Origin of the sequence: Phytohabitans sp. LJ34, from assembly GCF_052068095.1 — a bacterium.
Lineage (GTDB): Bacteria > Actinomycetota > Actinomycetes > Mycobacteriales > Micromonosporaceae > Phytohabitans.
The window spans coordinates 164,766-178,347 of sequence record NZ_JBQHDG010000011.1; the positions used below are offsets into that span (position 1 = coordinate 164,766).

A 13,582-nucleotide genomic window follows, 5' to 3' on the forward strand; every position below is an offset into this window, starting at 1 on the left:
GAGGATGACGAACGTCATGGGTGCACACGTGTGCCCGCGCACTTCCGCAGCGGGAGCCGAGGTCGCAGACTGATGACCACCGATTGAACGGATCACCAGACAAAGATCGCTGCGGGCAGTCCAGATGCCCGCAGCGCTCATCCGATGGTACCCCGAGTATCAGAGGTCACGCATGCCTCCGGTCGAACAAGGGAGAGTCGCCATGTCCGACGCGCCGACCGTAACCTCCCCGCCGCACACCGACACCCGGTCCGAGGACAGGGCGCGCGCGCAGCGACTTGTCGCCGCCTGGCTCGCCGGCACCGCCACCCCGCCCGAGGACCACCTGCGGATCGAGCCGCTGCGGGGTGACGCCGGCAGCGAGCTGTGCTTCTGCGCCGGCACGTTCTGCTGGCCGCCCCTCCCGCCCCGCACCCACCGGGAGTAGTCCGTGGCCGCCCCACCTGCCGCACCGGCCCTGGAGCCCGCGGCACGATCCTTCCTGCGCGGAAAACATCCACGGGACGCCGATCGGCTGCCGGCCGAGGCGCCGGTCCTGCACACGGTGGACGGCTGGGTGATCTCCGGCCACCCGGAGATCTGCCGCCTCGCCGGTGACCGCCGGCTCGTCATCGATCCCCGCGCTGGCGACCCGCCGGTGCCGTTGACCCAGTCCGAGCGGTTGGAGGGTGTCTTCGGACGGATGCTCAACTTCCGCGACGGGGCCGACCACGCCCGGCTGCGGCGCCTGGTGACCGTCGCGTTCAGCGCCCGCCGGGCCAACGCCGTAGCGCACACGGTCGCGACGGTGGCGGCCGAGCTTGCCGACGCCGCCGTGGCGCGCGGCGAGTTCGACGCGGTCGCCGACGTCGGCGTCCCGTTGCCCGTGCACACCACGTGCGCCCTGCTAGACATCCCGTCCTCGGACCGGCCGCGGGTTGCCGGCTGGGCGACGGTGATGAGCGCCCAGCTGTTCACGTTCGGGCAGCCGCCGGGCGCGGTCGAAGCGGTGGAGCGCCAGCTCGACGAGCTGGTCGCCTACATCGACGACCTGGCCCGCAGGCGCCGCGACGGGGACCTCGTCGCGGACCTGCGGGCGGCGCTCGACCACGACGAGTTCGTGGCGTTCGTCGTGCTGCTGTTCATGAACGGCCTGGAGACGGTCACCGCCGGCATCGCCCGCGCGATCGGCGCCCTGGCCTGGCAACCCGCTCTCGCCGACGGGATCCGGCGCGAACCGGGAACGGCCGGCGATGTCTTCGCCGAGCTGATGCGGCTGCACAGCCCGGTCCGGCTGGGCGCGCGCCGGACGGTGGAGGCCATCGACGCGATCCCGGCAGGGGCACCGGTGTTCTTCGCCTGGTCGCTGGCGAACCGGGACCCGCGGGTCTTCACCGATCCGGACACGTTCCGCCCCGGACGCCCGGGGCGGAGCCTCGCGTTCGGCGCCGGTCCGCACCACTGCCTCGGCGCGGCGCTGGCGGGGCAACAGGGCGCGGCGGTCCTGCGGGCGTTCGTGACCCGGGCCCGGCTCACCAGCCGCACCGACGAGGCCGGCACACCCCGGCTGCCCGGTGCGGCCATTGCGGGATTCTCGGCACTGCGCGTCGTCGCGGAGCCACTGATGGCGGGAGTGACCCGATGACGCGAAACGTGGCGGAGCTCGACGAGGTCGTCCACCTGACGACCCGTCGAGTGTGGACGATGCTCGTGGCGGTGCTGGTCCTGTTCGGCGCGCTGGCCACGTGGGGACTGCTGGCCCGCGTGGAGTCCACTGTGGCGCTCGACGGCGTGCTCGTCGCCGGTGCCGGCCCGACGCTCGTGACCGCCCCGGCCGCGGCGACGGTGGTGTCGTCGCCCCAGGCCGGTTCGGCGGTCCGGGCCGGCGCCGACCTGATCGTCCTCGACGTCGACGGCGAGCGCCGCGCGATCACCAGCCCGGTCGCCGGTGCGGTGTCGTCCGTCGCGGTGCGGCCGGGCAACGCGGTATCCGGCGGTGACGTCCTCGCGACCGTCGAACCCGCCGGCGCGCGCCTCGGCGCGCTGCTTCTCCTGGACGCCGGGCAGCCGGCCGTACCCGCCGGCACGAAGGTGCGGGGCAGCGGACTGACCGGCCGGGTCACCGGCGTCGAACCGTACCCGGTGCGCGCCGACGACCTCGCCGCCCGGTTCGGCCAGCGGTCCCTGACCGGCGACGGGCAGCGGCTGGTCCGTGCCGTACACGTCGACCTCGGTGTGCCGGCCCGCGCCGGCGCGACGTTGACGCCGGTACGCCTCGACCTGGTGCTGGGCGAGCGGCGCCCGGCCGACCTGCTGTGGCACGGGGGTGCGTGATGGTCATCGCGGAACGGGCAAAGCCGGCGGTCGAGCCCCCGGCGGCGAAAAGCGAGCCGAAACCGCCGCGCCAGAAGGCCCGCCGCACCGTCGAGGCGCCGCAGATGGAGGACGCCGACTGCGGCGCGGCGTGCCTGAGCATCATCCTGACCCGGCACGGGCGCCGCGCGCCGCTGCCCGAGCTGCGCGAGCTGTGCGGCGCCGGACGCAACGGCACCACCGCGGTCGGGTTCGGCCGGGCCGCCGCCGCGTTCGGGTTGCAGGTGAAGGGACGCAACGTCGTACCGTCCGATCTGGACAGTGTGGCGCGGGTGCCGGTCCCGTCCGTGGTGCTCCTCGACGGGCGGCACTACGCGGTGCTGGAGGGCGTGCGCGGCAACCGGGTCTGGATCAACGACCCGGCCGTGGGCCGGATCCGGTTGACCGCCGAGGAGTTCGCCGCGCGGTCCAGCGGGCTCGTGCTGGTGGCCACGCGGACACCGGACTTTCGGCCGGGCGGGCCGCGGCTGCCGTTCGTGCGGGCCGTGGTCGCCAGGGTGCGGCCGTACCTGCCGATCGTCGCGGTGGCCGCGCTGCTCGGCGCGCTCGCCGCGGTGCCCACCGTGCTCGCGGCGCTCAGCATGCGGGCGTTGCTCAACCGCGTGCTCATGATGGGCGACCAGGCGTGGCGCCCGGCGCTGCTGGCGATCCTCGTCGTCGGGGCGGTGCTGGCCGGCGTGACCGGCTGGGCGCAGCAACGGGTCCTGTCCCGCGCGCTGTCGGTGATGGCCACCCGCTTCAGCAGCTCGTACCTGACGGCGTTGCTGCGCCTGCCCGGCGAGTTCTTCCACCGGCGGCAGCTGTCGGGCCTGGTCAAACGGGCGCAGATGAACGACGGGCTGGCGATCATGCTGTCGGATCGGCTCGCGGTGCCGGTGACCGCGAGCGTGACGATCCTCGGGTACGCGTGCCTGCTCGGCGTGCTGGCGCCGGCGCTGCTGGCCGTGATGGCGGTCGCGGCGACCGCGCAGCTGCTGCTGCTCCGCGCGGTGGTGCGGGTCGCCGGCCCACACCAGCAACGGCTGCTGTTCGAACAGGTGCGCCGCGACGCCACCGCACACAGTGGACTGACGATGATCGAGGCGATCAAGGCCGACGGAGCCGAGCAGTGGCTGTTCGGCTCGTGGGTGCGGTCGGCGACCCGCGCCCTGCGGACCGGCAACGCGCTCGGCTCGGCCACGCTGAGCCTGCTGGCGGTCAGCTCGGCGGTGGCACCGGCGGCGCTCGCGGCGTTCGTCATCGTCGGCGCGCACCAGGTCGCGTCCGGCGAGCTGGCCCTCGGCACGCTGCTCACCGCGCAGCTCGTCGCCGGCGGGCTGCTCAGCCCGCTGGGCGTGCTCGTGGGGCTCGGCTCCGAGGTCCAGGTCACCCGCGTCCAGATGTCGATCATCGACGACGCCCTCCAGGCCAAGCCGCACCCGGCGCGCGCCCACGTCCTCGACCGCGCACCGGTCCCGCCGGCCGACCCGACGCGGCTCTCCGGCGCCATCGAGTTCGACGACGTAACCTTCGGCTACGACCGGTACGGGAAGCCGCTGCTGCGAAACCTGTCGTTCGCGGCGAAGCCGGGGGAGTGGGTCGCGCTCGTCGGCGCGACCGGCAGCGGCAAGTCGACGATCGCCCGGCTCGCCGTCGGCGCGGTCGACCCCTGGACCGGGCGGATCCTGCTGGACGGCCAACCGCGCGACACCTACACCCGCGAGCGGCTCGCCACGTCGATCGGGTACGTCGAGCAGACACTGCGCCTGTTCGAGGGCAGCCTGCGCGACAACCTGACGCTCTGGGACGACACCGTGCCCGAGCAGCGGCTGCGGGCCGCCCTGCTCGACGCGAGCCTCGACCGGCTCGTCGACCAGCGCGGCGGCCTCGACGGCGGCCAGGTCACCGAGCACGCCCGCAACCTGTCCGGCGGTGAGCAGCAACGGATGGAGCTGGCCCGCGCACTGGCCGGCGACCCACCGCTGCTGGTGCTCGACGAGGCCACCAGCGCGCTCGACAGCTCCACCGAGCACGCGGTACTGGAGGCGTTGCGCCGCCGTGGCGTCACCTGCCTGTTCATCGCACACCGGATCTCCACCGTGCGCGACGCGGACCTGATCCTGGTGCTGGACAAGGGAACGGTCGCCCAGCGCGGCAGCCACGAGGAGCTCATCGCGACGCCGGGCCTATACCGGCGGCTGGCGACCGGGGGTGCGGCATGACCGCCGTCGACAGTGCCTGGCGGACGCTGGCGCGCGCCGCGGCCGAGCGCCGTGACGCACCGGTACCGACCGCGGTGGCGGCCCTGGCGGAACACTTCGGGATCCCGGCGCCGACCGAGCCGACGCTGAGCCGTGCGCTGCGCGCGGCCGGCGTGCACTGGGTCGAGGTGCGGCTCGCCGACGGCTGGCACCGCACCGGCGTCGCGCCGCTGGTCGCCTTCCGCGACGGTGTTCCGGAGACGCTGCTGCCCGGTCCGCGCGGCTACCGGCACGCCGGTGGCGCCCGGGTCACCGACGGCGAGGCGGCCGGCTTCGACGAGGTCGCCTGGCAGGTGTACCCGCCGCTGGCCGAACGCGACCGCACGGCGCGCGGCCTGCTGCGGTTCGCCGCCCGCGGCGCCGGCCCGGACATCCGGTTCCTGCTGCTGGCCGGGCTGCTCGCCGCGACGCTCGCCGGCGCGATGCCGCTGCTGTCCGGATGGCTGCTGACCCGGACCGTGGGTGGCGCCGCCGGCAACGGGCTGGTCTGGTGGACCGCGGCCTTGCTGGCCGGGTTGGTGATCGGCAACGTGTTGCTGCTGTCGGTCCGCAACGCCGCGCTGGTGCGGCTACAGGGCCGGCTCCAACTGCGGCTGGAGCCGGCTGTGTGGGGGCACCTGCTCGGGCGCGACGTCCGGTTCCTGGAGGAGCTCGGCACGGCCGGCCTGACCCAGCGCGCGAACGCCGTCTCGGAGCTGCGCCGGTCGTTGAGCGACAGCGCCGCGTCGGCGGTGCTCGGCAGCGCGTTCGGTCTGGTCAGCCTCGGTGTGCTGCTCGTCGTCGACCCGCTGGTGGGCGGCACGGTGCTCACCACGACCCTGGTGCTGCTCGGCGCCGCCAGCTGGGCCGCCCGCCACCTTCAGCGGCACGAGATGGCCAACCGCGAGGCGTTCAGCCGCGTCGCGTCCTTCCTCCACGCGGCGCTGCTGGCGATCGAAAAGCTCCAGGTCGCCGCGCGCGAGGAGCGGGTGTTCGCCGGCTGGGCCGACCGCTACGCCCACCAGCGGCGCACCGACGCCGCCGCGCTGCGCTGGCGGGCGGTCGTCGCCGGGCTCGCGCTGGCGATGCAGCCGGCCGCGCTCGCGGCGCTGGGCGTGTCGGTCGCGCTGCTCCGGCCCGGCGTGGAGCTGGGCACGTTCGTCGCCGCGAGTGTCGCGGTTGGACAGTTCGCCGCGTCGGCCGGGCTGCTGCACGGCGCGGTGATGTCGTCGTTCTCGATCGTGTCGGCGCACCGGCAGCTGCGCCCACTGCTCGACGCGGCGCCGGACGTCGCACCGGGCGCCGCCGACCCCGGCCCGCTGCACGGCCGCGTCGAACTGCACGAGGTGACGTTCACCTACCCGGGCAGCGGCCGGCCCGTGCTCGACCAGGTGAGCATCTCGGCGGAGCCGGGTGAGTTCGTCGCCGTGGTCGGTCCGTCCGGCGCGGGCAAGTCGACGCTGATCCGGCTGCTGCTCGGGCTCGTCCCGCCGAGCAGTGGCGCGGTCCGCTACGACGGCCGCGACCTCACCGAGCTCGACCTCCGCGCGGTGCGCGCACAGCTCGGCGTCGTCCTCCAGCTGGCGCGCGCGGTTCGAGGATCCATAGTGGACAACGTGGTCGCCGGCGCCGAGGACGTGCCGGACGACCGCGTCTGGGAGGCGCTGGAGCTGGCCGGTCTCGGTGACGAGGTGCGCGCGATGCCGATGGGCCTGCACACGATGGTCAGCGAGGACAACGCGTCGTTCTCCGGCGGCCAGATCCAGCGCCTCATGCTGGCGCGGGCGCTCGTCAAGCGGCCGCCCGTGCTGGTGCTCGACGAGGCGACCAGCGCCCTGGACAACATCACCCAGCGCGCGGTGTCGGACCGGATCGCCGCGCTGAGCGTCACCCGGATCGTCGTGGCCCACCGGCTCAGCACGATCCGCGCCGCGGACCGGATCTACGTCCTCGACGGAGGCACGATCGCCGCCCGCGGCAGCTACGCGGAACTGGCCGCCACGAGCCCGCTGTTCGCCCGTCTCGTCGCCCGGCAGGAGGTCAACTGATGACCACGACCACGCCACTCGGCCTCAGCCAGCCGGCTGCCGCGCCGGACACGCTGCTCGGCCTCGCCGGGGCCGACGACCGACTGCTGGCCGTGATCGCCGCCGCCGCGCCGTTCGACGAACGCGAGTCCGGCGTGCACTTCGTGCCGGTGCGCGCCGGCGGCCGGCGCAAGCTCGCCGATCGCGCGCAACGGTGGCTGCGGGCGGCCGTCGCCGACGACGACGTGTCGCGGCGGGCCCTGCTGCTGCACCGCCAGCAGACCGGCCGGGACCTCGGCGCCGGACTTGTCGACGTCAAGGTGCGCAACCCGGGCCGGCTGCCGGACTGGGCGTACGCGCTGGTCGACTTCCTGCTCGCCCAGCCGCCCACACCGGCCGACGACCGGGCCACCGAGCTCGTCGGCGGCGTGCTGGTCGCGTTCCAGCGGGCGGCGGTGCGGCTCACCGGCGTGCGGCGGGTGAACGACGGCGCCGAGCTGCGCGGCGTGCGGATGACCCAGGACGCCGCCGAGGACGTGGCCGGGCAGCTGGTGCAGCGCCTGCTCCAGGTCACCGACTCCGCGATCGCGTTCGAGATCCAGATCGCCGACGGGGCCTCGGCGCCGGCGGAGTGGTACGGGCGGGCCGGCATCGACGTGAGCCGGCTGGGGTGGCTTTCCCGGCTGGAGAGTCTGCCCGGCCTCGCCTACGTCATCGGCGTCACCTGCCTCAACTACAAGCGCAACGTCGCCGAGGTGTTCGACCGGCTGCACGCCGACCTGCCGACGCTGCGCCGGGAGCTGTGGGCGTGGGCCGACCCCGGCCCGCTGGCCTCGTACTCCGGCGACTCCGGCGACCTGCACGACAGCGGCCGCACGGTCAGCCTGCTCACGTTCGCGGGCGGCCAGCGGGTCGTGTACAAGCCGAAGGACCTTCGCAGCGTCGCCGGCTTCATGGACGTCCTCACGTACCTGAACTCGCACGGCCTCCCGCTGCCGCTGGCGACCCGCCGCGTGCTGCTGCGCGACGGCTACGGCTGGGAGGAGTTCGTGGTCGCCCGGCCGTGCCAGCCGGGCGAGGAGCCGTCCCGGTTCTACCGCCGGCTGGGCATGCTGGCCCGCCTCGCCGAGCTGCTGGAGTGCCGGGACCTGTGGCTCGACAACCTGATCGCGATCGGCGACGCGCCGATGTTCATCGACCTGGAGAACGTGCTTCAGGGCCGGATGCGCAAGCCGGCGCTGCTCGGCGAGCGGGCCGAGGCACTGTGGCACGAGATCGAGGAGAGCGTCGCGAAGACCGCGATGATCTCGTTCCCGCGGGTCGGTACCCCGGGCCGGCGCGCGCACGACATCGGTTGTGTCGCGCCGATCCAGGAACAGCTCGCCGTCGACCCGGAGGGTTTCCCGTTCGGCTGGGAGGCGCCGCCGTACCGCCCCGTCGTGGACGGCCGGCCGGTGGATCCGGCCGCGCACACCGACGACGTGGTCACCGGCTACCGCGAGATGGACGCCTGCCTGGTCGCCAACGTGGCCGGCCTCGGCGACGAGCGCGGCCCGCTGCACCTGCTCGCCGGCGCCCGCGTGCGCTACATCTTCCGCAGCACGTGGGACTACATCGCGGTGCAGCGGGTATCGACGAGCCCGCTCGCACTCACCGACGGGGTGGCCCGGGAGCTCGTGCTGGCGCGGCTGTTCCGCGGCACCCGAGAGGTGCTGCGCACCGACCCCGAGCGGGCCGACTGCCTGGAGATGATCGAGCGCGAGATCGAGATGCTGCGCCGCCTCGACATCCCGCTGTTCCAGTCGGTGACGAACACCAGCGACGTCCGGACACCCGAGGGCGCCACGGTGGAAAACCACTTCAGCGGAACGGCGTGGGGGCGGCTCACCCAGCGGCTCGCCGACCTGGCCGAGCGGGGCGAGACCGGCGCGCCGCCGGCCGAGGACATCCTGCGAACCTGCCTCGACTTCGCCGCCCGCGACCATCCCCTGTGGACCGAGCCGCCGGGCGACACCGGCGAGCCACCCGACCCACGCAAGCTCGGCGTCTACGTCTACGACCCGAAGGCGCTGCGGCCGGAGGTGGACCACGCGCAGCTGCTCGCCACCGCGTGCGCGGCCGCGGACGACATCATCTCGGCGGCGGTGTCGGTCGGGTCGGGCCGGTACGGGTGGCTCGGCGTCGTCCACTACCCGGTCTTCGGGCTCGACCAGGTCGAGCCGCTCCAGGGAGACCTGCTCACCGGCACCGCGGGGATCGCCGTGTTCCTGGCCGAGCTGTACCAGACCACGGGCAAGCCGGCCTACTGGGCGTTCGCGCAGGACGCGCTCGCCGCCACGACCGAGTTCGTCTCGGTGTCCGGCCGGTCCAGCGCGTACGCGCGGCTCAGCGGCGGGCGGCCGGCGGTGGGCGGCTTCGTCGGGATCGGCGCCGCCATCTACGCGCTGGCCCGGTGTGGCCAGGTGATCGGCGACCCCTACCTGCTGGAGCAAGCCGACGACCTGGTGCCGGTCGCGGCGGCGCTGGTGGCCGGGGGCCGCAGCCCGGCCGACCCGATCGTCGGGCGGGCCGGCCTGTTGCTCGCGCTGCTGAAGCTGATCGACGCGCGGCCGTCGCCGGCGGCGGAGCAGCTGGCGGCCCGGCTCTACGACCAGCTGACCGCCGAGCTCGACGCCGGGATCGCCCCGGCGTACCCGAAGGGCGTGCGGATCGTCGAGGCGCTGCCGTCCGGCGCGGCCGGGGTGGCGCTGGCGCTGGCCCGGTACGCGGCGGCGCACCGCCCGGCGGAACTGAGCCGGATCGCCGGCTCGGTACCGGCCCCGGAGACACCGGGCCAGCGGCTCGCCGCGATCGCGCTGGCCGAGGTGCTCGACGCGCCGCCGCCGGGCGGGGCACCGTTCGCCGGCGCGGGCAGCACCGCGGACCTGCTCGACCGGGTGGAGCTGGCGCTGGCCGCCGCGCGGGCCACCGGCGACCGCGAGGCGGGCGAGGCCCACCGGGTCGCCGCGCACACCGCGATGCGGCTGCTGCTCAACCGGCGCGCGAGCCACGGCCGGTGGCTGCCCGACCGGCGCCGCACCGACCAGATGCAACTGTCCGCCGTGGACGGTGTGGCCGCGGTCGGCCTGGCCTGCCTCGCGCTCGCCGAAGACGACGTGACCCCGCTGCGAACGATGGCCTGAGGAGGACCACCATGGACACGCGCCGCCCACGGATCCGGCGGGGACACCGCGTCGAGACGGTGCCCGGCGAGGCCGTGTACCTCGTCTCGGAGCGCGAGCACCATGTCGTCGAGGGTGCGCTGGTCGAGCGCGTCCTGCCGCTGCTCGACGGCAAGCACGACGTGGACGACCTGCTCGACCAGCTCGACGACGTGCCGCCCGAGCAGGTGCTCTACCTCATCGAGCGGCTCGTCGCGATGAAGGCCGTCGTGTGGGCCGACCCCGACCTGCCGGAGCGGGAGGCCGGCTTCTGGGACGTCGCCGGTGTCACCGCCGAGGACGCGCGGTCACGGCTGGCGGCGACGACCGTGGCGCTCGCGGTGGCCGGCGAGGTCGACGCCGCGCCGGTGCTCGACGCGCTCGCGAGCGCCGGGGTTCGAACAGGCGAAGGCGGCTTCCGCGTGGTCGTCACCGACAACTACCTCAACCCCGACCTGGCCCGGCACAACGAAGCGGCCCTGCACAGTGGACAGCCGTGGCTGCTGGCCAAGCCGATCGGCTCGACGCTGTGGGTCGGCCCGGTGTTCAAGCCCGGCGGCGGATGCTGGGCGTGCCTGGCGTACCGGCTGAGCGGGCACCGCCAGGTCGACGAGTACCTGCGCGACCGCGCCGACCACCAGGGGCCGCTGCGGGTGCCGCTGGCCGACCTCGCCGTCACCCGCGACATGGGCGCCCGGCTGGTCGCCCTCGAAACCGCCAAGTATCTGGCCGGGCTCGGCACGGCCGAGGAGAACGGCGTGCTGACGCTCGACACCGTCCACCTCAGCTCCCAGCGGCACCCCCTGCACCGCCGTCCACAGTGTCCACAGTGTGGGGACGAGGCGCTGACCGCGCGGCGGATGTCGGCACCGGTGGTGCTCGCCTCGCGCCCGAAGGTGTACACCGGAGACGGCGGCCACCGGGCCAAGAATCCTGACCAGGTGCTCGAGACGTACGGGCCGCAGGTGAGCCCGGTTACCGGCGTCGTGCGGGAGCTGCGTCCATATGAGACCGGCATCCCGTTCGTCAAGGGCTACTCCGCTGGCCACAACTTCGCCCGCCGCGTCGAGCGCCTGAGCCAGCTGCGCAAGGGCCTGCGCAGCATGGCGGCCGGCAAGGGCACCACCGACACGCAGGCCCGCGCCAGCGCGATCTGCGAGGCGATCGAGCGGTACTCCGGGCTGTTCGGCGGCGACGAGCCACGGCGCACGGCCACGCTCGCCGAGCTGGGCGAGCAGGCCGTGGCGCCGAACGCCATCCAGCTCTACAGCGAGCGCCAGTACGCGAACCGCGCCGCCTGGAACAGCGCCCAGCGCGGGTCGTTCCAGACCGTCTGCGACCCGCTGCCGGCCGACGAGCCGATCGAGTGGAGTCCGGTGTGGTCGCTCACCGGCGAGCGCACCCGGTACGTGGCCACGGCGCAGCTCTTCTTCTGCTACCCGACGCTGCCGCCCGGACAGCTCTGGGCGTGGGCCTGCTCCAACGGCAACGCCGCCGGCGCCAGCCTCGAAGACGCGATCCTGCAAGGGTTCCTGGAGCTCGTCGAGCGCGACTCGGTGGCGCTGTGGTGGTACAACCGGGTCCAGCGGCCCGCCTACGACCTGGCCAGCTTCGGCGAGCCGTGGTTCGACGAGTTCGTGGAGGTCTACAGAGGACTGCACCGCGAGGTGCGGGTCCTGGACATCACCGCCGACCTGGGCATCCCGGCCGCCGCCGCGATCAGCTGGCGGGTCGACAAGCCGGCCGAGGACATCCTGATCGGTCTCGGCGCGCACTTCGACGCCAAGCTCGCCGTGCAGCGGGCGCTGGCCGAGCAGAACCAGTTTCTGCCGGCCGTCATCGACGTCAAGGCCGACGGCACCGGCTACGCCTTCCCGGACGCGGTGCAGCAGGAGTGGTGGCGCCGCGCCCGGATCGCCGACCACCCGTACCTGTCACCGGCGCGGCTGCCGGCGACCCGCGCCGGCGACCACCCGAACCTGTCCTCGTCGGACCTTCGCGACGACGTGCTGACCGCGCGCCGGCTCGTGGAGTCGCGTGGCATGGAGTTTCTGGTGCTCGACCAGACCCGGCCGGACATCGGGCTGCCCGTGGTCAAGGTGATCGTGCCCGGCATGCGCCACTTCTGGGCCCGTTTCGGCCCCGGCCGCCTCTACGACGCGCCGGTCGCGCTCGGCTGGCGGGACACCCCGATCGACGAGGCCGACCTCAACCCGATCCCGATGTTCCTGTAGGAGTTGGCGTGCTCACTTCCGTCGTAGCCGACCAGGTCGGCCTCGCCGACGACGTGTCCGTCGCACGGACCGACGACAAGTGCGTGGTCGTGTTCCGCCACGGGCGGGTCGCGTTCGGGGCGCGCGACATGGCGCTCGGTGCCGTGCTGGTCGCCCTCGAGGCGGGGTCGGTGACGCGCGCCGATCTGGAGGAGGCGGCGCTGGCGTCCGGCGGCGACGCCGTGCCGGTGCTGGCACGGCTGGACTGGTTGCTGGCCAAGCTGCGCGGCGCCCTCGTCCACTCGGTGGCCGTCGACGGACGCGAGGTGGCCCGGGTGGTACCGCTGACCGGCGACGGCGGGTACCGGCCCGCGCCGCCACCGCCCGGCCCGGTCGCGCTGTCGCGGCTGGCGTTCCTGCGCCGGCGCGGCGCCGACGCGGTGCTGGAGTCCGGACGGGCGGCCTACCGGGTGGAGCTGTGCGCTCCCGAGGCGGTGGCCGTCGCCGCGGCGTTGACGCGTGTCACCGACGTCTCCTCGCTCGCGGTGGCGCTCAAACTCGACGTGCACCTCGTCGCTCACCTGGTCGCGGCCTTCACCGCCGCGGACATGACCGACGCCGGCGACGCCGGCACCGATCAGTGGAACTTCCACGAGCTGCTGTTTCACGCGCGGAGCCGGCTCGGCCGGCACGACGAACCGTTCGGGGCCACGTTCCCGTTTCTCGGCGAGCGCGACCCGCTGCCGGCCGAGTACCCCGCGCGCGAGGGCCCGGCGGTGGCTCTGCCCCGGGTGGCCCTCGACGAGGTGGCGAGGCGCGATCCGCCGCTGGTGATGGTGCAGGAGGCGCGCCGCTCGGTGCGCCACTATGGACCCGACCCGCTCACGCTCGACCAGCTGGGGGAGTTCCTGTACCGGGTGGGCCGGGTGCGGGCGGTGTACGGCCCGGCCGTGGGGATGCCGTACGAAGCGCTCGACCGGCCCTACCCGACCGGCGGCGCGTCGGGTGACATCGAGATATACGTGACGGCGCACCGCGTGGCCGGACTCGACCGGGCGGCCTACCACTACGACGCCGTGGCGCACCGGCTGGTGCGGGTGTGCGCCGACACCGTGCTGCTGGACGCGTTGCTGCGCGGCGCCGCCGTCTCGACGGGTGGGACGCCCACTCCGGACGTGCTGCTGACCTTCACGTCGCGGTTCGGCCGGATGACGTGGAAGTACGACGGTATGGCCTATGCCGCGACGCTCAAGCACGCCGGTGTGCTGTACCAGACGTGTTATCTCGTGGCGACCGCGATGCGGCTGGCGCCGTGCGGCCTGGGCAGTGGCGACGCTCAGCTGTCGGCCCGGGTGCTCGGGCTCGACTGGGCGCGCGAGTCGTCGGTGGGCGAGTTCCAGCTCGGCAGCATGCCGCCGCCGTCGCCCGGTGGTGCGGAGGCGGCCGGTGTCGGGCGGCCGCACTGGCGCGCGCACAACAACCCGGACTGGGCGGCCAGGGCTTCCGCCGCGCTCGAACGGGAGGCTGGACAGGTTGGCCGTTCGGACGGTTATTCAGGTGAATAGGCGCAT

Annotated in this window: 7 protein-coding genes and 3 pseudogenes; all 10 read left to right on the forward strand. The window is 74.2% G+C overall.

From position 1 onward, the window contains the following. Nucleotides 1-202: 202 nt before the first annotated feature. A complete protein-coding gene (locus tag ACTMTJ_RS20850) occupies nt 203-427 on the forward strand; it encodes a hypothetical protein (RefSeq protein ID WP_441219021.1) in 225 nt (74 codons plus the stop codon). A gap of 3 nt (nt 428-430) precedes the next feature. Next, nucleotides 431-1,624 carry a cytochrome P450 gene (locus tag ACTMTJ_RS20855; protein WP_441219023.1) on the forward strand — a complete coding sequence of 398 codons (1,194 nt, stop codon included), beginning with the start codon at nt 431-433 and terminating at the stop codon, nt 1,622-1,624. Next, nucleotides 1,621-2,313: a biotin/lipoyl-containing protein gene (locus ACTMTJ_RS20860; RefSeq protein WP_441219025.1), complete on the forward strand. Its 693-nt coding sequence runs from the start codon at nt 1,621-1,623 to the stop codon at nt 2,311-2,313. Before ACTMTJ_RS20855 ends, ACTMTJ_RS20860 begins: the two co-directional genes overlap by 4 nt. A gap of 104 nt (nt 2,314-2,417) precedes the next feature. Beyond that, a pseudogene (locus ACTMTJ_RS20865) lies at nt 2,418-2,780 on the forward strand (cysteine peptidase family C39 domain-containing protein); the annotation flags it as partial. A 57-nt stretch (nt 2,781-2,837) separates the two neighbouring features. After that, a pseudogene (locus ACTMTJ_RS20870) lies at nt 2,838-3,668 on the forward strand (ABC transporter transmembrane domain-containing protein); the annotation flags it as partial. A gap of 234 nt (nt 3,669-3,902) precedes the next feature. After that, a pseudogene (locus ACTMTJ_RS20875) lies at nt 3,903-4,553 on the forward strand (ATP-binding cassette domain-containing protein); the annotation flags it as partial. Next, nucleotides 4,550-6,619 carry an ATP-binding cassette domain-containing protein gene (locus tag ACTMTJ_RS20880; protein WP_441219027.1) on the forward strand — a complete coding sequence of 690 codons (2,070 nt, stop codon included), beginning with the start codon at nt 4,550-4,552 and terminating at the stop codon, nt 6,617-6,619. The pseudogene ACTMTJ_RS20875 and the gene ACTMTJ_RS20880, both read left to right, overlap by 4 nt. Beyond that, nucleotides 6,619-9,780, forward strand: a complete 3,162-nt coding sequence (gene lanM, locus ACTMTJ_RS20885; protein WP_441219029.1) for a type 2 lanthipeptide synthetase LanM — start codon at nt 6,619-6,621, stop codon at nt 9,778-9,780. Before ACTMTJ_RS20880 ends, lanM begins: the two co-directional genes overlap by 1 nt. A gap of 11 nt (nt 9,781-9,791) precedes the next feature. Beyond that, nucleotides 9,792-12,032, forward strand: a complete 2,241-nt coding sequence (locus ACTMTJ_RS20890) for a TOMM precursor leader peptide-binding protein (protein WP_441219031.1) — start codon at nt 9,792-9,794, stop codon at nt 12,030-12,032. Nucleotides 12,033-12,040: 8 nt separating this feature from the next. Further along, complete coding sequence (locus ACTMTJ_RS20895; protein ID WP_441219033.1) at nt 12,041-13,576, forward strand: SagB family peptide dehydrogenase; 1,536 nt, start codon at nt 12,041-12,043, stop codon at nt 13,574-13,576. Nucleotides 13,577-13,582: the final 6 nt, after the last annotated feature.